This is a genomic window from Kribbella sp. NPDC051620 (assembly GCF_044453825.1).
Taxonomy (GTDB): domain Bacteria; phylum Actinomycetota; class Actinomycetes; order Propionibacteriales; family Kribbellaceae; genus Kribbella.
The window spans coordinates 324589-349597 of sequence record NZ_JBITDB010000004.1; the positions used below are offsets into that span (position 1 = coordinate 324589).

A 25009-nucleotide genomic window follows, 5' to 3' on the forward strand; every position below is an offset into this window, starting at 1 on the left:
CCAATCAGATCACCTCTACTGTCGAGCTGCCCCGCGCAGTGCGGACCTGGTAGCTGGTGCTGACGCCTGCGTTGACGTGCAGCTTGTCCACTGCCCGGTAGGAGAGCTTGGCGTCATCCTGGGTCACCTCGAGTACGCCGTACCCGTGCTGCCGCATGTCGATCTGCTTCAGATGCGGGTTGTACTGCAGCCGCTTCTGCTCCTCCGCCTTCGCACCGGCCACGCCCTTGGTGTCGCCGGTGTTGGTCGAGGACACGGACGGTACGACGAACTCGACCCCGGCCCGCCGGGTACCGCCAGGATTGCCGGGTGTGCCCGGCGCGAAGCCCGTGTCCCACAGCTCGCCGGAGAACGTGTCGTGGTCGTCGCCGGTCACCACCACCAGGTCGGACACCCGCTCGGCGGCCAGCGACAGCAGTTCGGTGCGCTCGGCGCCGTACCCGTCCCAGGTGTCCATGAACGCGCGCTCCCCGGCCGCGCCGGTGACCATGCCCATCATCATGTTCGGGTTGGCGAGCACCTTCCAGCGCGCGCCCGACGACCGCAGCCCGTCCTCGAGCCAGGCCTTCTGCGCCGGCCCGAGCATGCTGCGCCCAGGCGCGTCGGCGGCCGCGCAGACGATCGAGCCTCCGTCGTCACAGGGCTGGTCATCCTTGTACTGACGGTTGTCGATGGCGAACAGCTCGACGGTCCGGCCCAACTTGAGCGAGCGATAGGTCCTGGTCATGTCGCCGGCGTAGCGCGCTACCGGCATCCGCTCGAACCACGCGTGCCAGGCAGCGCTCTTCTTCTCCTGGAAGAACAGCTCGGGCAGCGTCCAGTTGTCCAAGCTGTAGTTGTTGCGGAACTCGTGGTCGTCCCACAGCGGCAGGAACGCGTGCTGCGCGTGCATCGCCCTGAGATCGGGATCGCTGCGATAGAGCGTGTACTTCGCTCGCATGCTCGGCAGGATCTGCGGATAGAGGTTGAGATCGATCCCGCGGACTCCGGGCACGGTGGCCTCGTAGACGTAGTCGCCGAGGCAGACGACGAGGTCGAGGTCCTCAGCGGCGAGGTGGCGGTGCGTCGCGTAGTACCCCTCGGTGAAGCCCTGGCAGGTGAAGAAGCCGATCCGGACCGGCTGGTTCGAGTCGGCCGGGCGCAGGGTCTGGAAACGGCCCACCGGGCTGACGGTGTCCTTGCCGCGAAACTGGTAGAAGTACTCCGCGGCGGCGGCGAGCCCGTTCGCCTGGAAGTGCACGCAGCCGTCCCACTGCTTCTCCGCGATCACCGTCTCGACGATCTCCGGGCTGCTCAGGTCGCGTTGCCTCGACACCACGATCGCCAGTTCGGCATCGCCGTCGAAGAGGCCACGAGGGACTCGCGTCCACAGAGTCGCGCCGTCGGTGCGGGGGACGCCGGCCATGATCCCCTCGGGGAAAATCGCGCCGCGGACCAGAGTCGGCGAGGCGTCGGCGGCGGTTCGGAGCGTCGGCGTACCGGTGCTCCAGGCGACGGCCGGAGCCGCAGCCGTGGCTCCAGCAACGGTCAGAGCGCCGAGGACGGTCCTGCGGGTGAGGTCAGCCATGCAGAAAATACTGAGAGGTAATGATGAATCTGGGAAGACCTCAGCGCGACCGATCGGTGACAGCCTGTCGACCTCACTCCGCGCTGGGCGGGCAGTGAGGAAAGCGAAACAGCAGCGTCACGCCTGATTGCTAGCGTCGGCCCATGGAGCTGATGGAGGGCGTCGAGCTACGCCACGCCGACCGGACCGATCCAGCCGTCCTGGCGCTGACCACCGCGCAACAGACCGAACTGGCCGCCCTCTACGGCGAGGACCAGCCCATCGTCACCCTGCACCCCGACATCGAGTTCATCCTGCTCACCCTCGACGACACCCCCGTCGGCTGCGTCGGCCTGCAACCGATCTCCCCCGGCCTCGGCGAGATCAAGCGCATGTACGTAGAACCATCCTCCCGAGGCTGGGGCCTGTCCCGCCTCCTCCTGGCCGAGATCGAGTCCCACGCCCGCACCCGCGCCCTGACCACCCTCCGCCTGGAGACCGGCACCAAGCAGCTCGAAGCCATCGCCCTCTACACCCACCACGGCTACACCGAAACCCCGCCGTACCCGCCCTTCGAAAACGAAACAGTCTCCCGCTGCTTCGCCAAACACCTCGACTAGCTGGGCAGGTCGAGGACCAGGTGGTTGCCTTCGGGGTGGAAGCCTAGGTTTTTGAGGTAGCCGTCGGTGGCTTTCATGCGGGGTGGGGCGAGTACCTGGCGGAAGCCGTGGTCGGTGAAGACGTCGCTGCGGCGGTAGACGAACTCGCCGGGGGTGAAGTCGCGGTACTCCGGGAGGACGTAGTCGAGGTCGATCTGGGCGCGGCCGGAGCCGGCGTCGTGGGCCAGGACGACGCCTACTGTGCGTTCGCCGCGCTGGACGAGGAAGGCGTACGGGCTAGCGGCTGACGTGAAGCCGGGGTTGAACTTGGAGATGTCCTTCTGGTGCGCGGTCAGCACGTGGCCGAGGTAGGAGTCGGTGCTGTTCACCTCGAGCACGGCGTACTCCAGGTCGTCGTGCCGGTGCCGGAGCAGGCGCCACATGTGCACGACGTTGATCACGGCAAGTACGGCGTTCATGCCGACCATCGGCCAGACGGGGATGGCGAGGTTGAAGCCGACCAGGATCACGCAGCCGATCAGATTCAGTACACGCAGTCGCAGGATCCGGGTCTGTAGCAACGACACGACGACCAGCGCCGAGCCGCCCCACCCGATGATGCTCAAGAGGTCCACGGCGTGAGACTAGACCAGGTGGCGCGGTGGACTGGTGCACGCAGACTGATCCTGTGACCCACCTCGTACAGCTCAACGACTCGCCGCTCGCCCTCGACGACCCAGCGTTGCTGAGCGCGACCAGCTACGGCCACTTCACCTCGATGCAGGTCCGCGACGGCAAGGTCCGCGGTCTTGACCTGCACCTGGAGCGCCTGGACCGCAGCTCCCGTGAACTCTTCGGCCACGGCGTCGCCCCCGACCGGATCCTGACCTACCTCCGTACTGCGCTCGCAAGCTCGCCATCAGCCGACCTCTCGCTGCGGGTCAACGCCTTCACCCGCGACCGGTCCTTCCTCGACGGCACCCCGGTCGAGCCCGACCTGCTGCTCACGGTCACCGACCCAATCGAGCCGACGACCAGATCACCACGTCTGCTCGCCGTCGAGCACGAACGGGCCGCGCCGCATCTCAAGCACACGGGCACCTTCTCGCTGACCCACGAACTCCGCCGCGCCCGGCTGGCCGGCTACGACGACGCCGTCTTCTACGACCGCGCGGGTCACATCTCGGAGGCGTCCGTCTGGAACATCTGCTTCGCCACCGAGGACCGGATCGTCTGGCCGGCCGCCGACGTGCTGCCCGGCATCACCATGCTCAGTCTCCGGGCAGCCCTCGATGTTGCACGTGAAACTGTCGACATTCCGCTGACAGCACTCGGCGACTACCGGGCTGCCTACCTGACCAACTCGATCGACCCCGCGCTCCCGGTCGCCTCCATCACGACCAGCGCCGGCACTACGGAGTACAAGCCGGACCCGGAATCGGCCGGGCTGATCGCGGACGCTTACCTCAGGATTCCGTGGCAGGAGATCTAGTGCTCCACCACTCCAGCAGCTTCTGGCCGGCGGCTTCCTCGCCGAGCGGGCCTTCGTCCATCCGCAGTTCCATCAGGAACTTGTAGGCCTCGCCGACCTCGCGGCCGGGGCCGATGCCGAGCAGTTGCATGATCTGGTTGCCATCGAGGTCCGGGCGGATGGAGTCGAGTTCCTCCTGCTCCCGCAGGCGCTCGATCCGCTTCTCCAGATCGTCGTACGCCGTCCGGAGCGCCTCGGCCTTGCGCCGGTTGCGGGTGGTCGAGTCGGCGCGGGTCAGGACATGCAGGCGGCTGAGCAGGTCGCCGGCGTCGCGGACGTACCGGCGGACGGCGGAGTCGGTCCACTCGCCGGTGCCGTAGCCGTGGAAGCGCAGGTGCAACTCGACCAGCTTGCCGACCTGGTCGATCTGCTCGTTGCTGAACCGCAGCGCCTTCATCCGCTTCTTCGCCAGCTTCGCACCGACCACGTCGTGGTGGTGGAAGGTCACCTTGCCCGCCTCCTCGAAGCGGCGGGTCTTCGGCTTGCCGATGTCGTGGATCAGCGCGGCGAACCGGACCACGAAGTCGGGCAGCTCGACCCCGAGCCGGGGCTCCAGATCGATCGCCTGCTCGAGCACGGTCAGCGAGTGCTCGTACACGTCCTTGTGCCGGTGGTGCTCGTCCAGCTCCAGCCGCAGCGCGGGCAGCTCGGGCAGCACATGGTCGGCCAGCCCGGTGCCGACGAGCAGATCGAGACCGATCCGCGGGTACGGCGCGCAGACGAGCTTGATCAGCTCGTCGCGCACCCGCTCCGCCGACACGATCGTGATCCGCTCGGCCATCGCGGCCATCGCGGCCACCACGGCCGGGTCCGGCGTGAAGCCGAGCTGGGCGGCGAACCGGGCCGCGCGCATCATCCGCAGCGGGTCGTCGGAGAACGAGTCCTCGGGCGAACCCGGGGTCCGGATCACCTTGTTGGCGACGTCCTCGATCCCGCCGTACAGGTCGACGAACTGGTGCGACGGGAGCAGTACCGCCATCGCGTTCATGGCGAAGTCGCGCCGGGCCAGGTCGCCCTGCAGGGTGTCGCCGTAGGCAACCTCCGGTTTGCGCGAGGTGGGATCGTAGGACTCCGACCGGTAGGTCGTGATCTCCAGAACCCAGTCGTCCTTCTGACAGCCGATGGTGCCGAACGCCTTGCCGATGTCCCAGACGTGGTCCGCCCAGCCGGCCACCAACCGCTCCACCGCGTCCGGCCGGGCCGACGTGGCGAAGTCGAGATCCTTGCTCCCGCGACCGAGGAGAATGTCCCGGACGGGACCCCCGACCAGGGCGATCTCATGGCCGGCGGCGGCGAACCGGGCACCCAGTTCGTCGACCACCGGAGCGATCTTCAGCAACGACTGGACACCTTGCCGCTGTACCGCGGACAACGATCCGGCAGAGGCTGAGCGGTCGGGATTAGAGGACACGGGGAACTAGGTTACGGTGACGGCGTGTTCAGACGGCGACTGAGGCTCTCCACGGCGGCGGGCGCGAGCCTGCTGATCGCTGCGTCGGCCGGCGCGCTGGCCCCGACGCAGGCGGCCGCGACCGCGGCGGAAGACAACCCGATGGTCGATGTCACCATCGAGTCGTTCAGCCCGTCGACCCCGGCGCCCGGCCAGCCGGTCACGATCACGGGCCGGGTCACGAACACCAGTCAGACCACCTTCGAGAGCTCCCAGGCGACTGCCTGCATCGAACGCGACCGCCTGTCGACGGCCGCCCAGGTCGCGGCCATCCCGACCGAGGCCGACGTGCCGGTCAAGGACCGCAACGACTGCTCCGGCCTGACCAATCCCGAGGCATCCACCTTCCAGGAGTTCGAGGCGCCACTGGCCCCCAAGGACTCGGTGCCGTTCAGGTTGGTGGTGCCGTGGAGCGAGTGGAAGATCTCGGGCGAGCCCGGCGTCTACTCGGTCGGCGTCCGATTCCGTGGCAACGTCAGCAAGACGGACCGGACCACCGCCGGGCTGAGCCGGATCCTGATGCCGGTGATCCCGAAGACACCCCTGCCCGGCCGGGTGAACGCCGCCGTGGTGCTGCCGTTGACGCATCGGCCGACGTTGCTCTCCGACCACCTGTTCGCCAACGATTCGCTGGCCGAGGCGATGGCGCCGGCCGGCCAACTCGGCCGGCTGCTCGCGCTCGGCCAGAAGCGGCTCGTCACCTGGCTGGTCGATCCGGCGATGATCGACGAGGCGCGCACGATCGCCGAGTCCGACAGCTACAAGATCGCGGCCGGCCCGGGCCAGACCAAAGCCGGCACCGGCCGCGCGGTCGTCAAGGCGTGGCTGGAGGCGTTCGACAAGAGCCGCAACGTCAATCCGACCGTCCTGCTCCCGTACGGCGATCCCGACATCGCGAGCCTCGCCGCCGCCGGTGACGCGGCCGGCAAGATCATCAGCAGCGCGCGCTCGGCCAGTGAGCGGTACAACCTGCGGATGCCACTGTCCGAGCAGGGCAACCCGTCCGGCCTCTGGCTCGGGGACGGCCAGGTCGACTCCAAGACGCTGGCCGCCGGCTCCTTCGGGTTCGCCGCCCAGCGCGACGACGACGTGAACATCCTGCCGAGCTCGGCGTGGGCCGACAACGAGCGGCCGAAGCTGCAGCCCAGTCCGGTCTACAAGGTGATGACCCCGGAGGCGCCGGCCCCGAAGTACGTGAAGGCAGTGATCGCGGACTCCGATCTGCTGGCCGGCGGCCCCGATCCGGCAAGCGCGAAGCAGCCGGTCCAGCTGCAGCAGCGATTCGCGGCCGAGACCTCACTGCTCGCCGGTACCGCCGGTACTTCGACAGTGGTCGTCGTACCGCCTCGCGGCTGGGACAGCGACGGCCTGTCGACCGCTGCCGTCCTGCAGACGATGTCCACCTCCCCCTGGATCACGCCGGTGGGGATCAACCAGGTCACCAGCCTCGCTGCCGGTCAGACGAAGGCCCCGGCCGCACCGGCCAACACGTCCGGCCTCTCGGGCGGCCAGCTGGACAAGATCCGGGACCTGAGCAGCACGACCACGACGTACGAATCGCTGCTGTCGGACCCGGCCGCCCAGACCCCGTTGAGCATGACCCAGGGACTGCTCCGGTCGGCCTCGCTCGAATGGAGTGCCACTCCGAACGAGGCGCAGCGCTTCGTCAACTACCAGCGCAACGCCGTCGCCGCCCAGCTGAAGAAAGTCCATCTGGTCACCAACAAGAGCAAGGGCCAGCACGACGGCATCAAGGTCAACCTCTCCGGCAGCAAGGGCAGCTTCCCGCTGACCGTCGAGAACGGGCTGGACGTGACCATCCGGGTCGGCCTGGAGGTCACCTCGACCGGCAACCGGAACGACCTGAAGATCGCCCAGCTGCACACCCTGCTGCTGCCGGCCGGCCAGAAGGGCACCTTCCAGGTCAAGGCGAGCGCCGAGCAGAACGGCGTGATCAACGCCAACGCGCAACTGGTGACCGCCGGGAAGCAGCCGGTCGGCGACTCGCAGCCGCTGGTGATCCAGGCGGCGCAGTACGGCAGCGTCGGCTGGATCCTGGTCGGCGCCGCGGTAGCACTGCTGTTCGGTACGTCGATCGTCCGGATCTACCGCCGGGTGCGCTCGGAGCGCCGCAACCCGGAGCCGAAGCCCGCCGCCGACGCGCTGCACCCGGAGCCGCTGCCGCTCGAGGACCTCGGCCAGGACGATCCGGCCGCCGGCCCGAACGGCCTCGCCCACCCTGAGTCTCCAGCACCGCTCGTGCCCGGGCAGAGCGATCTCGAAAGCCTGAAAGAAGGAGTCGGAACGAAGGATGGCTGACCGCACCCTGCGCTCCGCGGCGGTGATGGCAGCCGGAACGGTGCTGTCCCGCCTGCTCGGATTCGTCCGGATCGCTCTGCTCGCCGCCGCCATCGGCACCGCGTTGCGCGGCGACATCTTCACCGCCGCCAACACGATCCCGAACAGCCTGTACATCCTGCTGGCCGGCGGCATCTTCAACACCGTGCTGGTGCCGCAACTGGTCCGCGCGATCAAGAACCACGACGACGGCGGCCAGGACTTCACCAACCGGCTGCTGACGTTCGGCTTCCTGGTACTGGCCGTGGTCACCGTGGCCTGCGTCGTGCTGGCACCGCAGATCTCCGAGCTCTACCTGCCGAAGGAGCTGCACGATCCGTCGCGGCTGGCCGAGAAGAACTCGATGATCATGTTCGCCCGGCTCTGCCTGCCGCAGATCTTCTTCTACGGCGCATTCGTCCTGGTCGGCCAGGTGCTGAACGCCCGGCGCCGGTTCGGCCCGATGATGTGGGCGCCGATCGCGAACAACGTCGTCGCCTGCGCCTCGATCGTGATCTTCCTGCTGGTCTACCGGGCCGGCGACAATCCGCCGACCTTCAGCCACGGTGAGGAGCTGCTGCTCGGCCTCGGCCACACACTGGGCATCGCTGTGCAGTTGTTGGTGCTGCTGCCGTATCTGAAGGCCAGTGGCCACACGTACGTGCCCAAGTTCGGCCTACGCGGCACCGGACTCGGTCAGACCGCCAAGCTCGGCACCTGGACCGTACTGTTCGTCGCCGTGAACCAGGTGACTCTGGTGGTGGTCACCAAGCTGGCGATCGCCGGTAGCGCCTCAACCGACCCAGGCGCAAAGGCTGGTCTGTTCGCCTACAGCACCGCGATGCTGATCATCCTGGTGCCGCACGGCATCGTCACCGTCTCGCTGGCCACGGCAGCGCTGCCGCAGATGTCGGCCTTGGCGGCCGCGGGTGACGTGACCGAGGTGGCCCAGTTGTCGGCCCGGTCGATCCGCCAGACGCTGGCGATCGTCGTACCGGCGGCCGCGGCGATGATCGCCTTTGCCTACCCGATCGTCACGGTGATCGCCGGCTACGGATCCGGTAAGAACAACCTGCAGCTGATGGCGTACACGCTGATGACGCTCGCGCTGGGCATCGTGCCGTTCACGGTCCAGTACTTCCAGTTGCGCACGTTCTACGCGTTCGAGGACACCCGTACGCCGTTCTTCATGCAGTGCGCGATCGCCGCGACGAACATCGCCGCCGCGCTGATCGGCGTACGGGTGCTGCTTGACGAGGAGCACCTGCGGTTCAGCGGCGTCGTGCTCGGTGCCGCCTACGCGCTGGCGTACCTGGTCGCCGTCCTGATGTCCCGCCGCGTACTCCGCCGCCGGGTCCCCCGGGTGGCCGGCTCGGGCATCGGGCTGCCGCTGCTCGCGATGGTGATCGCGGCCGTCGCCGGTGCGGGTATCGGCCGGGGGGTACTGACCGTGTTCGACTCGGCCGTCGACTGGACCGGCCCGCTCGCGGCGGTGGTCCAGCTAGCCGTCGGAGGCATCGTGATGCTCCCGGTGTACGTCGGTGTGGCGCGGGTACTTCGTATCCACGAGGTCACCGACGTGGTGGCCGCGGTCACATCGAAGCTCCCCGGGCGCTCCGGCAGAGCCTGATCCGGCCGCTTGTGCACTCGTGCACCACTTGTCCGGTCAACGGGGCACTAGCATGGGGGCTGCGATCGGACCGCCAACCGTTCGCACCTGCCTGGATCAGCCGAAATCGGCCGCCGACCGGATCCAGGGCGGAGACGCAGGACGACCAGTGCATCGAGGAGGGCGAGAGACACCGTGTCGAACCAGACCGTCAGTCCTGGTGCCCTGCTCGCCGGCCGCTACCGGATCGCCGAGTTGCTCGCGGAGATCGACGGTGCGCGGGTGTGGCGAGCAGTGGACGAGGTGCTCAGCCGGGCAGTGGTCGTAGACGTCCTGCCGGTTGGCGACCCGAGGACCAATCAACTCTTCGACGCGGCCCGGCGCGCCGCGGCGGCAGCCGACCCCCGGTTCCTGCGGGTGCTCGACTGCGACATGCACGAAGGCGTGACGTACTGCGTCCGTGAATGGGCAGGTGGCCGCCCCCTTGAGCGGATGCTCAGCGCCGGCCCGCTGACCGGCCAGCAGGCAGGCTGGCTGGCCCGCGAGGTCTCCGAGGCACTGGAGAACCTGCACCGCACCGGCCACTCGCACGGCTCGATCAGCCCCTCCACTGTCGTCGTGACCGACGCCGGAGCCATCAAGGTCGTCGGCCTCGCCACTGAGGCCGCCCTGCGCTCTACCGGCCCTGGTTCCCCGGAGGAGGACGTCCGCGCGCTCGGAGAGCTGCTGTACGCCTCCCTGACCGGACGCTGGCCCGGCCCTGGCCCGGCCTGGGGCCTCCAGCCCGCTCCGGTCGAGCACGGTCGGCTGCTGAGCCCGCGCCAGGTGCGCGCCGGCGTACCGCGCTCCCTGGACGACATTGCTGACCGCTTGCTCGGTGACCCGCCGCGGCACCACTCCGTGCCGATCACCAGTGCGGCAGGACTGTCCGCTGCGCTGTCCGGGGTCATCGGCAGCTCGCACGAGCCGCCGAGCCAGATGGACGAGACAGTCGCGGTCGCCCGGCAGAACGGCAGCGTCGACGACGCCACCCAGATCGCGCCCGCGCTGCAGGTTCCCCCTGCGCTCGACCCGACGCCGCAGATTCCGGAGTACCAGCAGAGCGCCTACGCCGAGAACAACGGCCGGGTCCCGACCCAGCCGGCGTACGCGACCGCTGCCGAGACCCAGCCGGTACGCCGCCAAGCCCCGCCCCCGCAGAACGGCGGTCGCCGCAAGGCGCCGGCCGACGAGCCGAAGCAGCGCGGCGGCTGGGGTGGCCGGATCCTGATCCTGCTCGCCATCTTGGCGCTGCTGTCCGTGGTGGCGATGGCGCAGTTCCTGGTCAAGGGCGCGATCAACAAGGACCAGGGCAGCGACAGCAAGACCAACGCGCCGCCACCGGCCACCTCGGCCCCGCCGTCGGCGTCCGGCGCTCCGGCGAAGATCGTCGGCGCCAAGGACTTCGACCCACCGCCGGACGGCAGCGGCTCGGAGCACCCGGAGGACGTGCCCAACACCTACGACGGCAAGCTGAGTACGACCTGGACGACCCAGTCGTACAAGCGCAAGCCGGAGCTCGGTGGCACCAAGGACGGCGTCGGCATCATCTACGACCTCGGCGCGCTCACCGACGTCTCGAAGGTGACGGTCAGCCTGGTCGGTGACGACACCAGCCTCGAGCTGATGGTGCCGAAGGCCGACCCGAGCACCTCACCCGCCGCCGCCAGCGGCTGGAAGCCGGTCGCGACGCTCAAGGATCAGGGCGCGCAAGCGATCCTGACGCCGGCGGCGCCGGTCAAGACCCGCTACGTGCTGGTCTGGCTGACCAAGCTTCCGAAGGAGGCCGAGGGCAATGGGTACCGCGGCGAGATCGCGGAGGTCTCGGTCCAGAAATGACCTCTGACATCACCCGAATAGGCCCGCCAGACGCAGCAGTTGCTGCGCCGCAGGCCGGGTACGACACGATGGACGACCACGAGTTGCTCCGGCTGCACGTGGCCGGCAATCCGGACACCTTCGGCATCCTGGTCAAGCGGCACCGCGACCGGATGTGGGCGGTCGCGATCCGCACCCTCGGCGAGCCCGAGGAGGCGGCCGACGCGCTGCAGGAGGCGTTCATCTCGGCCTTCCGCCGCGCCGACTCGTTCCGCGGCGACGCCAAGGTGACCACCTGGCTGCACCGGATCGTGGTGAACGCCTGCCTGGACCGGATCCGCCGCCGGCAGGTCCGCCAGGCCGACCCGCTGCCCGAGGACGAGGACCGCGCGGCCGAGCTGGCCGGGCCGGTCGAGGAGGACGCAGCCGAGGTCCGCGAGCGCCGTCTCGACGTACTGAACGCTTTGAAGCAGATCAACGTCGACCAGCGCAGCGCGCTGGTCCTGGTCGACATGGAGGGCTACTCGATCGAGGAGGCGGCCGCGATTCTCGGCTGCGCGCCAGGCACGGTGAAGAGCCGCTGCGCCCGCGGGCGAGCCCGGTTGCTGCCGTTGCTGCGCCATTGGCAGACCACCCGCGGCGGCTCCGACGTACCGGAGAAGACTGCCGCGGAATCGGTGGGAACCGAATGACCGCCGTCCCCGTCGAAGCAGAGTCGCCACCCTGCGACCCCGTGATCGCCGACCGGAGCACTTCACCGATGACCACTCTGCGCACCTCCCGTGAGGAGGCGAGTTCCCGATGACCGAATCCGGTCTGCCGACCAGTGAGCACCTCGAGCACCTGGACACGGACACCATCGCCGACCTGATCGAGAACCTGCTCCCTGCCACCGACGCGCATCGCGCTCGTGAGCACGTGAAGGCCTGCCCGGACTGCCAGCAGACGTACGACGCGCTGCTGCAACTGACCGAGGACCTGGCCGACGAGGGCCGCGCCGACATCCCGATGCCTGCCGCCGTGGCCGAGCACCTCGACTCCGTCATCGTCTCCGAGTCCGTACTCCGCGCCTCCACGGTCGGCGTCCACTCGCTGGTCCAGATGCGCGAAGAGCCACGCCGTCATCTCCCCAAGCTGGTGCTGGCCGCGGCCGGCGTGCTCGCGATCGCGGCGATCGGTGTCGGCGTCGCACTCGGCACCGCCGGCCACGGCAACGAGGGCGCCGCCGGGATCAACCCGACCGTGCCGATCGACTCGATCCCGTCGCTGTCGACCGATCAGGTCGGACCGAACGTGCAGCGCTGGCTCGAGAACGCCAACGGCCCGCTGCTGCACGCCGGCCCGACCGAGGTCGACTGCGCCCGGGGCTTCGCGGCCGGCCGGTCGAACCCGGACCTGCGGCTGGTCCAGCAGGCCAAGGTCGACGGCAAGCGGGCGACCGTGATCGGCGTCCAGGGCAGTTCGCCTAGCGACATCCAGATCACCGTGGTCACCGGCTGCAACACCGCCGGTGGCGTCGCCACGCCGCTTTACGAGACCACGGTGACGTTGCGCAACCGTTGATTCCAGGCGGTGAGCCGATTGGGTGGCACCTCGGCTCGATGGGTACCGTGGGAATGGTCGGCCTCAAGGATCCGTTGAGTACGACGTACCCAGTCTCGACGACCCGAGGAACGCCTGAATGAGCGAGGCAGAAGTCCGCAACGTCATCATCATCGGTTCCGGCCCGGCCGGTTACACGGCCGCCGTCTACGCCGCGCGCGCCCAGTTGGCGCCGCTGGTCTTCGAAGGTTCCGTCACGGCCGGTGGCGCGCTAATGACCACCACCGAGGTGGAGAACTACCCGGGCTTCTCCGCGGGCATCATGGGCCCGGCGCTGATGGACGAGATGCGCACCCAGGCCGAGCGCTTCGGCGCCGAGCTGGTCGCTGACGACATCGTCGCCGTCGACCTGACCGGTGAGATCAAGTCAGTCACCGACTCGGCCGGCACCGTGCACCGCGCCAAGGCCGTCATCCTGGCGATGGGCTCCGGCTACCGCAAGCTCGGCCTGGAGCACGAGGAGCGGCTGTCCGGCCACGGCGTCTCCTGGTGTGCGACCTGTGACGGCTTCTTCTTCCGCCAGCACGAGATCGCCGTGATCGGCGGTGGCGACACCGCGATCGAGGAGGCGACCTTCCTGACCCGGTTCGCCGACAAGGTCACCATCGTGCACCGCCGCGACGAGCTGCGCGCCTCCAAGATCATGGCCGAGCGGGCCTTCGCGAACGAGAAGATCGAGTTCGCGTGGAACTCCGAGGTGGCCGAGATCAAGGGCGACGAGAAGCTCAGCAGCATCGTGCTGCGCGACACCGTCAACGGTGACACCCGCGAGCTGCCGGTAACCGGCCTGTTCATCGCGATCGGCCACGACCCGCGCTCCGAGCTGGTCAAGGGTCAGGTCCACCTGGACGAGGACGGCTACGTGCTGGTCCACCCCGACAGCACCCGGACCAACCTGCCCGGTGTGTTCGCCGCGGGCGACCTGGTCGACCACACCTACCGCCAGGCCATCACGGCCGCCGGTACCGGCTGTGCCGCGGCTCTGGACGCCGAGCGCTTCCTGGCCACGCTGGAGTTCGAGGCGACCGCCGCGGCCGCTGAGGCCACCGAGCCCGTCACCGTCTGACTCTCAACACCCTCGCCACTTCGAGCAGCAACCCTTTAAGGAGATCGCCATGGGCGACAAGATGAACGCAGTCACGGACGCCGAGTTCGACGCGACCGTACTGAAGAGCGACAAGCCGGTACTGGTGGACTTCTGGGCCGAGTGGTGCGGACCGTGCCGTCAGGTCTCGCCGATCCTGGAGGAGCTGGCCGGCGAGCACAGCGACAAGGTGACCTTCCTCAAGATGAACGTCGACGAGAACCCGGTCACCCCCAGTACTTACCGCGTCACCGGCATCCCTACCATCAATGTCTACGTGAACGGTGAACTGGCCAAGTCCATCGTCGGCGCCAAGCCCAAGGCGGCGCTGCTGAAGGAACTGGCTGACTTCACCGGCTGAGACACTGCTTGAGGCGTTCCCGCGAGGGGACGTATTCCGCCGCATGGCAAGGAGCATTGATGGCCGCCTCCCAAGGCATCTACCGAATCGGCGACAGTGGTGAAGCCGTCGCCGAGATCATCGGAAAGCTGCAGCGGCTGGGGCTGCTGCAGCCGGGCGATCGCTACGTCTACGACGAAGAGACCGCACATGCCGTTCGGGGGTTCCAGCAGCAACGCGGGCTGATGATCGACGGCATCGTCGGCCCGCAGACGTACCGCGCGATCGACGACGCCCGTTGGCGGCTGGGTGACCGGCTGCTGACGTACGTCGTCTCGCACCCGCTCACCGGCGACGACGTCCAGGCCCTGCAGGCGAAACTGCAGGAGCTGGGCTTCGCCGTCGCCCGGGTGGACGGCATCTTCGGAGCGGACACCCAGCGCGCGGTGACCGAGTTCCAGCGCAACATGGGCCTGCCTGCCGACGGTACTTGCGGCCCCTCCACCTTCAAGGCCCTGCAGCGGATTCGCCCGATGGCGACCGGCGGCCGGCCTGACGCCCTGCGCGCATCGGAGGCCGTCCGCGCGGCCGGTCCGCGCTTGTCGGGCAAGACAGTCGTGATCGACCCCGGCCACGGTGGCTTCGACTACGGCTGGGAGGGCTTCGGGCTGCGCGAGTCCGACGTCGCGTACGACCTGGCTTCCCGGATCGAGGGCCGGCTGGGCGCTACCGGCGTACGGGCCTATCTTTCGCGGGGACGCGATCAAGGGCCGGACGAGCTGGCGCGGGCCGCGTTCGCCAACGAGACCGACGCGAATCTGTGCGTCTCGCTGCATACCGACGGGTCGATGAACCCCGAGGCCCAGGGCATCGCGACCTACTACTACGGCAGCGACCTGCATGGCGCTTCATCCAGCGTCGGCGAGCAGTTCGCCGGTCTGGTGCAGCGCGAGATCGTCGCTCGCACCGATCTGCTGAACTGCCGCACCCACCAGAAGACCTGGGATCTGCTGCGCCGCACCAAGATGCCCGCGGTCCGGCTCGAGATCGGCTACGTGACGAACCCGCACGACTCGTCGCGGCTGGCGGACCCGGCCTTCCGGGACGTGATCGCCGAGGCGATCGTCGTCGCGATCCAGCGGGTGTACCTGCCGCCGGAGCAGGACGCCTCAACCGGCATGCTGCATTTCGGCCAGCTCACCGTCTGATCCAGCCGTCGGCTCCTCCCGCTCGAGTGCGATGACCGGGAGGAGGCGGTCGAGCCAGCGGGGCAGCCACCAGGCCCGGGCGCCCATCAGGCGTAGTACCGCCGGAACGATCACGCACCGGATCAGCAGCGCGTCGAGCAGCACCGCGACCGCCAGCCCGAGGCCGAACTGGTTCAGCATCCGGTCCGGGCTGAGCAGGAAGGCGCCGAAGACGACGACCATGATGGCCGCGGCGGCCGTGATCACGCTGCCGGTGTTGGCGAGGCCCTCCCGCACCGCCTCCCGGGCATCACCGGTCCGCCGCCACTCCTCGTGGATGCGCGAGACCAGGAACACCTCGTAGTCCATCGACAGCCCGAACACGATCGCGAAGATCATCACCGGTACGAACGCCTCGATCGGCCCTTGCTGCGCGCCGAACCAGCCGTGCTGGAAGACCAGCGTGATGACCCCCAGTGAAGCGCCGATGCTGAGCAGGTTGAGCAGCGCGGCCTTGAGCGGGATCAGCAGCGAACGGAAGACCGCCATCAGCAGCAACGCGGACAGGCCGACCACGACCAGGACGAAGATCGGCAGCCGCTTGCTCACCGCACTGGCGAAATCGTCCGCCGCAGCCGTCGATCCGCCGATCAGATAGGTCGCCTTCGTCTCCTGCGCGAGCGGCGGCAGCGTCTTGTCGCGGAGCCGCTGGACCAGGTCGCTCGTCGCCTTGTCCTGCGGCCCCGAGGTGGGGAAGGCGAGCATCGTCGCGACCTTGCCGTCGGCCAGCAACTGCGGCGGGGTGACGCCGGCGATGCCCGGATCCTTTGCCAGCAAGGTGTTGAGCTCCTTGGCCGCCCCCGGGGTGCCCTCGGACATCACGATCAGCGGACCGTTGAAGCCAGGGCCGAAGCCGCTTGCCAGCAGGTCGTACGCCTTCCGGCTGGTCTTGGCGGGAGCATCCGTACTGGCGTCCGCGAACCCAAGTCGCAGGTCGAGGGCCGGCAGGCAGAGCGCGACGAGCGCAACCGTTCCGAGCACGAGCGGCACCCACGGCCCGCGCTGGACCGCCGTCGCCAGCTTGCGCCAGCCGTCGCCCGGGTGCCGACGTGACTTGGCCGCGTGCTTGCGGATGCTGCGCTCGATCCGCTTGCCGAACAGGGTGAGCAACGCGGGCAGCAGGCTCACGGCAGCCAGCATCGTCATCAGCACGGTGACCGTGACGCCGAGCGCCATCCCTTGCAGCGATCCGAGTCCGAGCGCCAGCAGGCCGAGGAGGGCGATCACAACGGTGCAGCCGGCGAAGAGTACCGAGCGGCCGGCGGTGTCGAGGGCGATCCGCCCGGCCTTCGCCCGGTCGGCGCCTTTGAGCAGCTCACCGCGGTACCGGGAGAAGATCAGCAGCGCATAGTCGATGCCGACGCCGAACCCGACCAGCATCATCACAGGCGCGGTGTAGCTGGGGATGGTGAAGACGTGCGAGGCCAGCACCAGCAGGCCGAGGGTGCTGCCTACCGCGAAGACGGCGGTCAGCAGTGGCAGGCTCGCGGCGAGCAACGAGCCGAACAGGAAGACGAGAATCACCAGTGCAGCAAGGATTCCGGCGCCTTCGGAGGCTCCGCCCGGACTCTCCTCGGCGCTGCGGACCAGGTCGCCACCGAGCTCGACCTGCAGCCCGTCGGTCGCGATCCCCTGCGCCTTGTGGATGATCGTTCGCACGTCCTCGGCCGGCATGTCCGCCGCGGCGACGTCCAGGTCGACCGTCGCGTACGCCGTCTTGCCGTCGGTCGACAGCGAGCCCTTCGCCGTGAACGGGTCGGCCACGGCCGCGACGTGCGGCAACTCGCCGACCTCGGCCAGCATCCCGGCGATCCGGGTCTTGCCAGCGGTCAGGCCGTTTTCGTTGTACAGGACGATCTGGACCGAGTCGGTCGCACCCTGTGGCTGGTGCTCGCGGAAGATGTCGATCACCCGCTGGGAGTCCGTTCCGGGCAGCGAGTTGTCGTTCTTGTACGCGTTTCCCACCAGCGTCGATCCCGCGGTCACCACGATCAGCGCGACCAGCCACAGCGTCACCGCCAGCCCCGCCCGCCGCATCGCCCACGCCGCCACCCGCTGCACCATCGACTCGTCCTTCCATGCATGGCTACATGTAGCTGAGCTACCTATTGTCTCTCGACGGTAACACGCGTATGGGTAGACTGCCTACATGAAGGCGGATGCGCTCCGAGGGCACCTGGACCCGATGATCCTGGCCGTGGTCGAGTCCGAACCGCTGCACGGCTACGCGATCATGGAAGCGCTGCTGGAGCGCAGCGGCGGCGAGCTGGATCTGCCGACCGGCACGCTGTATCCGGCGCTGCGGCGACTCGAGCGGGCCGGCTATCTGGCCAGCGAGTGGAGCACTGTGGGCGGCCGCAAGCGGCGGACGTACCAGCTGACGTCTGCTGGGCAGAAGATGCTCGCCACCGGCAAGACCGAGTGGGAGACCTTCCGGACCGTCGTCGAAGGCGTCCTGCGGCCCAGGGGCGCGTCAGGCCAGGCGTAGGCAGCGGTGGGCCGCACGGCTCACCAGCAGCAGGGGCGCGATCACGAACGCGAAGACGACCAGGATTCCGCTCGAGGCGGCACCGTTGGCAATCGAGCTCGTGATGGAGAGCAGCAGCGCGACGACGCTCACCGCGGCACAGCTCGACAGTGCGAACCGGGCCGTCACCCTGGCCACATGGTCGCGGACCGCTGGGTAGCGCAGCCCGACGCCGGTGGCGATCAGGACGAGCATGCCGCCGGCGATCGACACTCCACCGGTCAGCATCACCAACTGATTGAGGAAGCCGACGATCGGGGAGCCCGAGTCCGGGTGCTGGTTCCAGGCCCAGAAGCCCTCCTGCCAGATGATCGGTTGAGCGATCATCACCAGCAGGAGCAGTACCGCCGTACGCCTCCCCTGCGCTATCCCCAGCTCCGACCGGTATCCGGGTACGACCTCGTCCAGGTCGCCGAAGTCGGCCACGGCCTGCTCGGCCGCTTCTGCAGGGCTCAGTCCATCGGCTTCGTAGGCCTCGGTGGCGTCGATGAGACTGTCCCGCGCCTCCGCCAGCAGGTCGGCCTTACGCCGGCGCGGCCCATGCAGCGCGCGGCTCAGACCGGCCAGGTACGTCTCGACCGGGTCCTGGACGACGGTTCCGTGACTGGACACAGCTACCAGTATGGGGACGAACGGGACGAATCACGTCCGGGTCTCCACTGAGCGAGCCCTGGTTCGCCGGCTGACGAAGTACAGGCCGACGTAGGAGATGACGAGCAGCGCGAAGCCGACCTTCTCCGCGACCCAGGTGTAGCCGGCCGGGTAGACGGTGCCGTCGATGTAGTGCTGGATGAAGCCGCCGGCATACGGCTGCTCGCCGCCCTCGCGGCGCCAGTGCTTCTCGAGCGCCGTGATCGGGCAGCCGAAGTCGAGGATCACGATCGCCAGGTTCCAGACGCCGACGAACAGGTGCGCCCAGATCACCCGCCGCCACTTCCACGCCAGGAAGCCGCCGACAAGGAAGAACACCAGCAGGGCGCCGTGCACGATCGCGACCAGGTCGGCCAGCACCCGGTAGATCATGACGGCTTACGGGTCAGGGTGTCGCGTACTGCGGCCGGCGCCGGGCGGGCGGGTTCGGGGCGAATCGCCCCCATCAGGCGTTCGACGGCGGCCTCCATCTCGCTGCGCCAGGTGATCACCGAGCGGAGATCGAGCCGGAGCCGGGGATTGCGCGGATGCTCCCGTACTACGGCGAATCCGACCGCCTGGAGGAAGTCGGTCGGCCAGACGCAACCCGGTCCGTGCCATTGGGAGTCGCCGAACGCCTCCACTGCCCGGAAGCCGCGCTTGAGCACGTCCTTGGCGACGGCCTGGATGAGGACCTTGCCGAGTCCCATGCCCAGGTACCGGGGCAGGATGCGACCTGTTGCCAGCACGACGGCGTCGGGGCTCGGTGGAGCTGTGGGGAACGCCTGGATCCGGGGCAGGTACGCCGCGGGCGCGTAGAGCGCGAATCCGGCGGGTGCGTCGTCGACGTACAGGACGACTCCGGCCGTACCCCAGTCGAGCAGCAACTGGGAGAGCCAGGCTTCCTTCTCCAGCTGGGTGTCACCGCTGCGGCTCGCCTGCCGCGCGGCGACCGGGTCGAGCTCCCAGAACACACAGGAACGGCATGGCACCGGTAGCTCGTCGAGGTTGGCGAGCGTGAGCGGTTCCAGCCGTCGGGCCATCAGCGCATCCAGTCGGTCACCGGGCAGCCGGCGCCGGGGTCCTGGCGTCGGGGGTCTCCGCCGCCTCCGGAGCGACGTACCGCTGTTGCACCTTGGCCGCCGGTTGCCGTCGGAACAGCTCCCCCGCGAACCCGGCGAGGACGCCGAGCAGTAGTCCGCCGATGGCCAATCCGAACGCCTTGCCCATGCTCATCCGATCCTGCCTTCCACAGCACTCCAGGTCGTGCCTTGGGCCGGTGGCCATCTCAGCCACCAGTCGGCACCATGGTCGAACCTGCCCCTATAAGGCATGGTAGTGAGAGGTAGCGCCGATCGGCAGTCCGGGCACGCGAACACGCTCGGCTACTTCGGCGTAGCCTGGTGCCTTCCCCGGCATGCCCCTCGTCGCCTGTTCTTGGAGCCGCTCCGTGAGTGCTGACCTGCCTGATGTCCGGCAGACCCGTCTCGACAACTACGTCGACCGGTACGCAGCACGGACCAAGGGTATGACCGCATCGGAGATCCGGGCCCTGTTCTCGGTCGCCAGCCGCCCAGAGGTGGTCTCGCTGGCGGGCGGAATGCCCAATATCGCGGGGCTTCCGCTCGATGTGGTCGGCAGCGCGGTCCGCGATCTGGTGGTCGACAGCGGCTCCGTCGCGATGCAGTACGGCTCCGGCCAGGGCGACCCGACGCTGCGCGACCAGATCTGTGACGTGATGAAGCTGGAGGGGATCGAGGCCCATCCGGACGACATCGTGGTCACCGTGGGTAGTCAGCAGGCGGTCGATCTGGTCACCCGCGTGTTCTGTGATCCTGGTGACGTCGTGCTCTGCGAGGCCCCGTCGTACGTCGGTGCGCTCGGGGTTTTCCGGGCGTACCAGTGTGAGGTCGTTCACGTTGCGATGGACGACGACGGGGTGGTGCCGGAGGCGCTGGAGCAGGCGATCGACGCGGTCCGGGCGGCCGGCAAGAAGATCAAGTTCTTCTACACGATCCCGAACTTCCACAACCCGGCCGGGATCTCGCTGTCCGACGAGCGCCGGCGGCGGGTGCTGGAGATCTGCCAGCGGGCCGATCTGCTGATCCTCGAGGACAACCCGTACGGGCTGCTCGGGTTCGACGGCGAGCCGCAGCGCGCGTTGCGGGCCGACGATCGTGAAGGGGTCATCTATCTCGGCTCCTTCTCCAAGACCTTCGCTCCTGGCTTCCGGGTCGGCTGGGCGGTGGCGCCGCATGCGGTGCGGGAGAAACTCGTGCTGGCGCAGGAGTCCGCGACCCTGTGTCCACCGGTGTTCAGTCAGCTCGCGATCTCGTCGTACCTGATCCGGCACGACTGGCTCGGCCAGGTGAAGCAGTTCCGGGAGATGTATCGCGAGCGCCGGGACGCGATGCTCGCGGCCCTCGCCGACAAGATGCCTGCGGCAACGACCTGGACCCGGCCTGGTGGTGGGTTCTACGTCTGGCTGACCCTGCCCGACGGCCTCGACTCGAAGGCGATGCTGCCGCGCGCGGTCACCGCCCGGGTCGCGTACGTCCCCGGCACCGCCTTCTTCGCCGACGGTTTCGGCTCCCAGTGCATGCGGCTGTCCTACTGTCATCCGACGCCCGAGCGGATCACCGAAGGGGTCGCCCGGCTCGCCGCGGTGATCAACGAGGAGCTCGAGCTGCGGCAGACGTTCGGTCCGCTGAAGCCCGGCTCGGGTCGTGACTACGACGCGCCAGGGCCAGAGCTTAGTTAAGGATTGACCGGGCACCGGTCATATCCGACCGGTGATGGCGGTACCGTTCAAATGGGCCTCGGGACCGGCGCCCGCCGGAGTCGCCCACTAGTGATCGGGAAGTTTCTATGAGTGATCTGGGTCGAGTGCTGGTACTAGCCGGCGGACTGTCGCACGAACGGGACGTTTCGCTGCGCTCCGGCCGCCGCGTCGCCGATGCCCTGCGCAGTGTCGGGGTCGAGGTCGAGCAACGCGACGTCGACGCCAGCCTGGTCGAACGCCTGCGCAACGACCCACCCGACGCGGTCTTCCCGGTCCTGCACGGGGTCACGGGTGAGGACGGCGCACTCCGCCAGGTCCTCGACCTGTATCGCGTGCCCTATGTCGGCGCCGACGCGGAGGCCTGCCGGACCGCTTTCGACAAGCCGGTCGCGGCGACGATGGTGACGTCGGCTGGGCTGCACACGCCGCCTTCGGTCGTGCTGGGTCATGACACTTTCCGCGAGCTGGGCGCTGCCGCGTTGATGGAGGCGGTAATCGGTCAGATCGGGCTGCCGCTGGTGGTGAAGCCTGCTCGGGGCGGATCGGCGCTGGGCGCTTCGATCGTGCGGGCTGCTGATGAGCTGCCTTCGGCGATGGTGAACTGCTACGCGTATGGGCCGGTCGCGTTGATCGAGCGGTACGTCGATGGCGTCGAGGTGGCGGTCACCGTGGTGGACACGGGTGATGGGCCGCGCGCGTTGCCGGCTGTTGAGATCCGGCCTGATTCTGGGTTCTACGACTACGAGGCCCGGTATACGGCGGGGGCTACGCAGTTCGTAGTACCGGCACGGCTTGAGGCCTCGGTGGCTGCTGCTTGCGCGGCAGCTGCGGTGACCGCGCATACGGCACTGGGGCTGCGGGACCTGTCGCGCTCCGACCTGGTCGTCGACGCTGACGGACTGCCGTGGTTCCTCGAGGTGAACGTGGCGCCGGGGATGACGGAGACGTCGCTGGTCCCGTTGGCCGCGGAGGCAGCCGGTATCGAGCTCGGGGTGCTGTGTCGCGATCTGCTGGCCGCGGCCGCTGCTCGTTGAGCCACTGATGTCTGTCGCGCCTCCTACCTCGCCTGTGGGTCCGTCGGTGGCGCGACCCTTGTGGCGCACGGTTTTCACGCCGCGATGGATCGCTCTGCTGCTCCTCGCGCTCGCGATCGCCGCCACCATGTCGGTGCTCGGTGTCTGGCAGCTGGACGTGTATCACTCGAAGACCGCAGCGGCGACGGCGAAGCGGGCCGAGGGTGCACCGGTGCCGCTGAACACGCTCTTCTCGATCGACGAAGGGCTGACCTCGAAGGCCGTCGGCCGGAAGGTGACCGTCACCGGGACCTGGGGACCGGCTGCCGACCAGCTGTACATCTCGGATCGCCGGCTGGGTGACCGGAACGGCTTCTGGGTCGTCTCGCCCGTCATGCTGGATTCGACCGGAAGCGCGGACGGCTCGACCGGTGCGGTGATGGTGGTCCGTGGCTGGGTGCCGACCGTCACGGATCCGGCCGTCAAACCTTTGACCGGCCGCGTAGAGCTCACCGGCGCGGTAGCGCAGTCCGAAGCCCAGGACGCGTCTGGTGACGCCGCCAAGGGCCGCACCCTTCAGTCGCTGCGGATCCCCACGATCGTGGATCTGGTCGACTACCGCATCTACGACGCCTTCGTGGTCCTCTCCTCGATCGACAGTCCGGCTGCCGCCGCCAGCGGCGCCCCAGCGCCGACGATCGTGCCCGCCCCGGCCCCGCCGACCGACCACGCCGGCCTCCGCAACGTCGCCTACGCCTTCCAGTGGTGGATCTTCGCCGCCTTCACCCTGTGGATGTGGGGCCGCATGGTCCTCGACGCCCACCGCGCCGACGAAGCCGACGCAACTGAATCGGACGAGCCAGACCAGGCGAATGGCGAGCTGGAGTCAAGCGGTACCGTTTCAGCGTGACCTCCCCCGCAGACCCCGCCACGTCCGCCCTGTCCCCGGCAGTGAAGGGCGCACTCACCCGGTACCGCGTGATCGCCTACATCGTCGGCGTGATGCTGCTGGTGCTGGTCTTCGTCGCGATGCCGCTCAAGTACCTCGGCGACAATCCCTCAGCGATGAACGTGGTCGGTCCCCTGCACGGCTTCCTCTACGTGGTCTACCTGCTAGGCGCCTTCGACCTCGCCCGCCGGGTCCGCTGGAGCCTCCCCCGCCTCATCCTGGTAGCCCTGGCCGGCACCATCCCCTTCCTCTCCTTCTACGCCGAGCGCAAAGTCACCCACGAGCTCACCCGCTCCTGAGCCGCCACCGCCTCAACTCAGCCTCGGAGCTAATTGCAGTGCGGCGTCCCCAGTCCTGACCTAGCTTCGACGGCATGAGCTCTCCACTCGAGCAAGTCACCGAAGCCAACCGCGCCAGCTGGAACCAGATCGCCGCCGCCCGCCAAGGCCAACCCGCCGAATTCTTCCGCGCGGGCGGCCTGGCCCTCGAAGACTTCGAGCTGGCCCTGGCCGGCGACGTCCGCGGCCGGCGCGTCCTTCAACTCGCCTGCTCCTGCGGCGACGAGGTCCTCTCCTGGTCCGCCCTCGGCGCAACCGCGATCGGCGTCGATATCTCCGAAGTCGCCCTCGCCATCGCTCGGCAGAAGTCCACCGACGCAGGCATCCGAGCCGACTTTCGCCGCGCCGACATGTACGACCTGCCACCCGACCTCGTCGACCTCGACCTCATCTACTTCAGCTGGGGCGCGATCTGCTGGGCACCCGACCTCACTCGCCTGGCCAACATCCTCGCCACCCGCCTCCGCCCCGGCGGCTCGGTCCTGCTCGCCGAACACCACCCGCTCTGGGAAGTCCTGGCTGTCCGCGGCGACAACCACCTTGCCGTCACCGGCGACTATTTCGGCCGTACCACTCCCCGCGCCGAAACCGACGACGCCAAACTCCCCACCGGCGCCCGCGGCACCACCGCCCCACCAGCCTTCAACGCCTTCGTCTGGCCCGCCAGCGACGTAGTCATGGCACTCCTCAACGCCGGCCTCCGTTTGGACTCCTTCACCGAGTCCCCCGCCCCCGATATCTACAACGGCCTGGGCCCGGCAGCCACCCGACTCCCGGCCTACTACGTCATCAAAGCCACCAAGCCCTGACCCTCGATCCCGATGTTTCACATGAAACATTCGGGCCGATAGGTCGCCAAGTATCTATGTCGACAAATCCCACGAACCCTCATCCGACTGCTCCCCGCACTTGGAGAACCCAAATGACCGCCCGCGAAGCCATCGAAACCCTGATCCTGACCTACGCCGAACTGGTCGACGCCGGCAACTTCGACGGAGTAGGAGCCCTCCTCTCCCAAGCAACGTATGCCGGAGCCACCACCGTCACCGGGCAGGAAGCCATCACGCAGAACTTCCACAACACCGTGATCCGCTACGCCGACGGCACACCGCGCACTCGCCACATAGTCACCAACTTCCTCATCAAGGTCGACGAGCAAGCAGGCACCGCCACCTCCCGCAGCACCTTCACCGCCTACCAGTCCCTCCCCGACTTTCCCCTCCAACCCATAGCGGTCGGCCACTACGACGACACCTTCACCCGCATCAGTGCGACCTGGCAATTCACCACTCGCCAGGTAACAGTCGACCTAGCAGGCACCCTCACCCACCACCTCCGAACCTGACACCCCACCCCGAGCCTCACCGCGCCTCACCGCGCCTCGGCCGCTCGATGGCGGCCCGGGCCCAGGCCCGCACTGCTCTGCCATCCCACCTGATTGGCGAGCGTTCCACGTGAAACGTGAGAGCCCGGCAAGCGGTCGGCGCTCTGCCTCAGCTGGAATTCCTGCGGGCACCGGTGTCGAAAGCACGAAGGGCGGTTCGTGGACAAGGTACGACACCGGTGAC

Annotated in this window: 25 protein-coding genes; 17 read left to right on the top strand and 8 right to left on the bottom strand. The window is 68.5% G+C overall.

Annotated elements, in window-relative coordinates:
- Nucleotides 1-4 precede the first annotated feature (4 nt).
- Nucleotides 5-1567, bottom strand: a complete 1563-nt coding sequence (locus ACIA12_RS20575; RefSeq protein WP_396368622.1) for an alkaline phosphatase D family protein — start codon at nt 1565-1567, stop codon at nt 5-7.
- A gap of 143 nt (nt 1568-1710) precedes the next feature.
- Between ACIA12_RS20575 and ACIA12_RS20580 the strand changes: the two genes are divergently transcribed.
- Nucleotides 1711-2166, top strand: coding sequence for a GNAT family N-acetyltransferase (locus ACIA12_RS20580; RefSeq protein ID WP_396368623.1), 456 nt, complete (start codon nt 1711-1713; stop codon nt 2164-2166).
- Here ACIA12_RS20580 and ACIA12_RS20585 read toward each other — a convergent pair.
- On the bottom strand, nt 2163-2780 hold the full coding sequence (locus ACIA12_RS20585; RefSeq protein ID WP_396368624.1) for a hypothetical protein: 618 nt from the start codon (nt 2778-2780) through the stop codon (nt 2163-2165). The genes ACIA12_RS20580 and ACIA12_RS20585 overlap by 4 nt on opposite strands.
- A 53-nt stretch (nt 2781-2833) precedes the next feature.
- Between ACIA12_RS20585 and ACIA12_RS20590 the strand changes: the two genes are divergently transcribed.
- Entirely contained in the window at nt 2834-3637 is an 804-nt protein-coding gene (locus tag ACIA12_RS20590) for an aminotransferase class IV (RefSeq protein WP_396368625.1), read from the top strand.
- Here ACIA12_RS20590 and ACIA12_RS20595 read toward each other — a convergent pair.
- Nucleotides 3612-5048, bottom strand: coding sequence for a CCA tRNA nucleotidyltransferase (locus ACIA12_RS20595; RefSeq protein WP_396369378.1), 1437 nt, complete (start codon nt 5046-5048; stop codon nt 3612-3614). The genes ACIA12_RS20590 and ACIA12_RS20595 overlap by 26 nt on opposite strands.
- 63 nt (nt 5049-5111) lie before the next feature.
- Between ACIA12_RS20595 and ACIA12_RS20600 the strand changes: the two genes are divergently transcribed.
- The 8 genes from ACIA12_RS20600 (at nt 5112) to ACIA12_RS20635 (ending at nt 15163) form a co-directional block, all read left to right on the top strand.
- The gene (locus tag ACIA12_RS20600) at nt 5112-7445 is read left to right on the top strand and encodes a hypothetical protein (RefSeq protein ID WP_396368626.1); all 2334 of its coding nucleotides are present in this window, start codon (nt 5112-5114) and stop codon (nt 7443-7445) included.
- Nucleotides 7438-9093: a murein biosynthesis integral membrane protein MurJ gene (gene murJ / locus ACIA12_RS20605; RefSeq protein ID WP_396368627.1), complete on the top strand. Its 1656-nt coding sequence runs from the start codon at nt 7438-7440 to the stop codon at nt 9091-9093. The genes ACIA12_RS20600 and murJ overlap by 8 nt, the downstream gene beginning before the upstream one ends.
- Nucleotides 9094-9267: 174 nt before the next feature.
- Nucleotides 9268-10950 (top strand): protein kinase family protein, encoded by a 1683-nt coding sequence (locus ACIA12_RS20610; RefSeq protein ID WP_396368628.1) that lies wholly within the window; start codon nt 9268-9270, stop codon nt 10948-10950.
- Nucleotides 10947-11621, top strand: a complete 675-nt coding sequence (gene sigM, locus ACIA12_RS20615; protein ID WP_396368629.1) for an RNA polymerase sigma factor SigM — start codon at nt 10947-10949, stop codon at nt 11619-11621. Before ACIA12_RS20610 ends, sigM begins: the two co-directional genes overlap by 4 nt.
- 109 nt (nt 11622-11730) lie before the next feature.
- Nucleotides 11731-12492 (top strand): anti-sigma factor family protein, encoded by a 762-nt coding sequence (locus tag ACIA12_RS20620; RefSeq protein ID WP_396368630.1) that lies wholly within the window; start codon nt 11731-11733, stop codon nt 12490-12492.
- Between the two features lie 118 nt (nt 12493-12610).
- On the top strand, nt 12611-13597 hold the full coding sequence (trxB, locus tag ACIA12_RS20625; RefSeq protein WP_396368631.1) for a thioredoxin-disulfide reductase: 987 nt from the start codon (nt 12611-12613) through the stop codon (nt 13595-13597).
- Between the two features lie 49 nt (nt 13598-13646).
- Nucleotides 13647-13976, top strand: a complete 330-nt coding sequence (gene trxA / locus ACIA12_RS20630; protein ID WP_328331454.1) for a thioredoxin — start codon at nt 13647-13649, stop codon at nt 13974-13976.
- Between the two features lie 59 nt (nt 13977-14035).
- Entirely contained in the window at nt 14036-15163 is a 1128-nt protein-coding gene (locus ACIA12_RS20635) for an N-acetylmuramoyl-L-alanine amidase (RefSeq protein WP_396368632.1), read from the top strand.
- On the opposite strand, the gene ACIA12_RS20640 is transcribed toward ACIA12_RS20635, so the two are convergent.
- Nucleotides 15125-17266: an MMPL family transporter gene (locus ACIA12_RS20640; protein WP_396368633.1), complete on the bottom strand. Its 2142-nt coding sequence runs from the start codon at nt 17264-17266 to the stop codon at nt 15125-15127. The genes ACIA12_RS20635 and ACIA12_RS20640 overlap by 39 nt on opposite strands.
- A gap of 85 nt (nt 17267-17351) precedes the next feature.
- On the opposite strand from ACIA12_RS20640, the gene ACIA12_RS20645 reads away from it, so the two are divergent.
- Complete coding sequence (locus tag ACIA12_RS20645; protein WP_396368634.1) at nt 17352-17690, top strand: PadR family transcriptional regulator; 339 nt, start codon at nt 17352-17354, stop codon at nt 17688-17690.
- Here the strand turns inward: ACIA12_RS20645 and ACIA12_RS20650 are convergent.
- From ACIA12_RS20650 to ACIA12_RS20665, 4 genes are read right to left on the bottom strand one after another with little or no spacing between them, the layout of a single operon-like run.
- The gene (locus tag ACIA12_RS20650; protein ID WP_396368635.1) at nt 17676-18341 is read right to left on the bottom strand and encodes a permease prefix domain 1-containing protein; all 666 of its coding nucleotides are present in this window, start codon (nt 18339-18341) and stop codon (nt 17676-17678) included. The genes ACIA12_RS20645 and ACIA12_RS20650 overlap by 15 nt on opposite strands.
- A gap of 30 nt (nt 18342-18371) precedes the next feature.
- The gene (locus ACIA12_RS20655; RefSeq protein ID WP_396368636.1) at nt 18372-18752 is read right to left on the bottom strand and encodes a DUF2784 domain-containing protein; all 381 of its coding nucleotides are present in this window, start codon (nt 18750-18752) and stop codon (nt 18372-18374) included.
- Entirely contained in the window at nt 18749-19402 is a 654-nt protein-coding gene (locus ACIA12_RS20660; RefSeq protein ID WP_396368637.1) for a GNAT family N-acetyltransferase, read from the bottom strand. The genes ACIA12_RS20655 and ACIA12_RS20660 overlap by 4 nt, the downstream gene beginning before the upstream one ends.
- Before the next feature lie 16 nt (nt 19403-19418).
- Nucleotides 19419-19595, bottom strand: a complete 177-nt coding sequence (locus tag ACIA12_RS20665) for a hypothetical protein (protein WP_396368638.1) — start codon at nt 19593-19595, stop codon at nt 19419-19421.
- Nucleotides 19596-19809: 214 nt separating this feature from the next.
- On the opposite strand from ACIA12_RS20665, the gene ACIA12_RS20670 reads away from it, so the two are divergent.
- From ACIA12_RS20670 to ACIA12_RS20695, 6 genes are all read left to right on the top strand, one after another.
- Nucleotides 19810-21120: a PLP-dependent aminotransferase family protein gene (locus ACIA12_RS20670; RefSeq protein ID WP_396368639.1), complete on the top strand. Its 1311-nt coding sequence runs from the start codon at nt 19810-19812 to the stop codon at nt 21118-21120.
- Nucleotides 21121-21227: 107 nt separating this feature from the next.
- Nucleotides 21228-22175: a D-alanine--D-alanine ligase gene (locus ACIA12_RS20675; RefSeq protein WP_396368640.1), complete on the top strand. Its 948-nt coding sequence runs from the start codon at nt 21228-21230 to the stop codon at nt 22173-22175.
- 46 nt (nt 22176-22221) lie between these two features.
- The gene (locus tag ACIA12_RS20680) at nt 22222-23064 is read left to right on the top strand and encodes an SURF1 family protein (RefSeq protein ID WP_396368641.1); all 843 of its coding nucleotides are present in this window, start codon (nt 22222-22224) and stop codon (nt 23062-23064) included.
- Nucleotides 23061-23402, top strand: a complete 342-nt coding sequence (locus tag ACIA12_RS20685; protein ID WP_396368642.1) for a DUF3817 domain-containing protein — start codon at nt 23061-23063, stop codon at nt 23400-23402. Before ACIA12_RS20680 ends, ACIA12_RS20685 begins: the two co-directional genes overlap by 4 nt.
- Before the next feature lie 74 nt (nt 23403-23476).
- On the top strand, nt 23477-24250 hold the full coding sequence (locus tag ACIA12_RS20690) for a class I SAM-dependent methyltransferase (protein ID WP_396368643.1): 774 nt from the start codon (nt 23477-23479) through the stop codon (nt 24248-24250).
- Between the two features lie 113 nt (nt 24251-24363).
- The gene (locus ACIA12_RS20695; RefSeq protein WP_396368644.1) at nt 24364-24786 is read left to right on the top strand and encodes a nuclear transport factor 2 family protein; all 423 of its coding nucleotides are present in this window, start codon (nt 24364-24366) and stop codon (nt 24784-24786) included.
- Nucleotides 24787-25009 lie beyond the last annotated feature (223 nt).

What these genes read in the sequence shown, in the direction of transcription:
- ACIA12_RS20575 (WP_396368622.1), bottom strand. Translation starts at nt 1,567, where the DNA reads ATGGCTGACCTCACCCGCAGGACCGTCCTCGGCGCTCTGACCGTTGCT.
- ACIA12_RS20580 (WP_396368623.1), top strand. Translation starts at nt 1,711, where the DNA reads ATGGAGCTGATGGAGGGCGTCGAGCTACGCCACGCCGACCGGACCGAT.
- murJ (WP_396368627.1), top strand. Translation starts at nt 7,438, where the DNA reads ATGGCTGACCGCACCCTGCGCTCCGCGGCGGTGATGGCAGCCGGAACG.
- sigM (WP_396368629.1), top strand. Translation starts at nt 10,947, where the DNA reads ATGACCTCTGACATCACCCGAATAGGCCCGCCAGACGCAGCAGTTGCT.
- ACIA12_RS20620 (WP_396368630.1), top strand. Translation starts at nt 11,731, where the DNA reads ATGACCGAATCCGGTCTGCCGACCAGTGAGCACCTCGAGCACCTGGAC.
- trxB (WP_396368631.1), top strand. Translation starts at nt 12,611, where the DNA reads ATGAGCGAGGCAGAAGTCCGCAACGTCATCATCATCGGTTCCGGCCCG.
- trxA (WP_328331454.1), top strand. Translation starts at nt 13,647, where the DNA reads ATGGGCGACAAGATGAACGCAGTCACGGACGCCGAGTTCGACGCGACC.
- ACIA12_RS20635 (WP_396368632.1), top strand. Translation starts at nt 14,036, where the DNA reads ATGGCCGCCTCCCAAGGCATCTACCGAATCGGCGACAGTGGTGAAGCC.
- ACIA12_RS20640 (WP_396368633.1), bottom strand. Translation starts at nt 17,266, where the DNA reads ATGGTGCAGCGGGTGGCGGCGTGGGCGATGCGGCGGGCGGGGCTGGCG.
- ACIA12_RS20645 (WP_396368634.1), top strand. Translation starts at nt 17,352, where the DNA reads ATGAAGGCGGATGCGCTCCGAGGGCACCTGGACCCGATGATCCTGGCC.
- ACIA12_RS20655 (WP_396368636.1), bottom strand. Translation starts at nt 18,752, where the DNA reads ATGATCTACCGGGTGCTGGCCGACCTGGTCGCGATCGTGCACGGCGCC.
- ACIA12_RS20660 (WP_396368637.1), bottom strand. Translation starts at nt 19,402, where the DNA reads ATGGCCCGACGGCTGGAACCGCTCACGCTCGCCAACCTCGACGAGCTA.
- ACIA12_RS20665 (WP_396368638.1), bottom strand. Translation starts at nt 19,595, where the DNA reads ATGAGCATGGGCAAGGCGTTCGGATTGGCCATCGGCGGACTACTGCTC.
- ACIA12_RS20675 (WP_396368640.1), top strand. Translation starts at nt 21,228, where the DNA reads ATGAGTGATCTGGGTCGAGTGCTGGTACTAGCCGGCGGACTGTCGCAC.
- ACIA12_RS20690 (WP_396368643.1), top strand. Translation starts at nt 23,477, where the DNA reads ATGAGCTCTCCACTCGAGCAAGTCACCGAAGCCAACCGCGCCAGCTGG.
- ACIA12_RS20695 (WP_396368644.1), top strand. Translation starts at nt 24,364, where the DNA reads ATGACCGCCCGCGAAGCCATCGAAACCCTGATCCTGACCTACGCCGAA.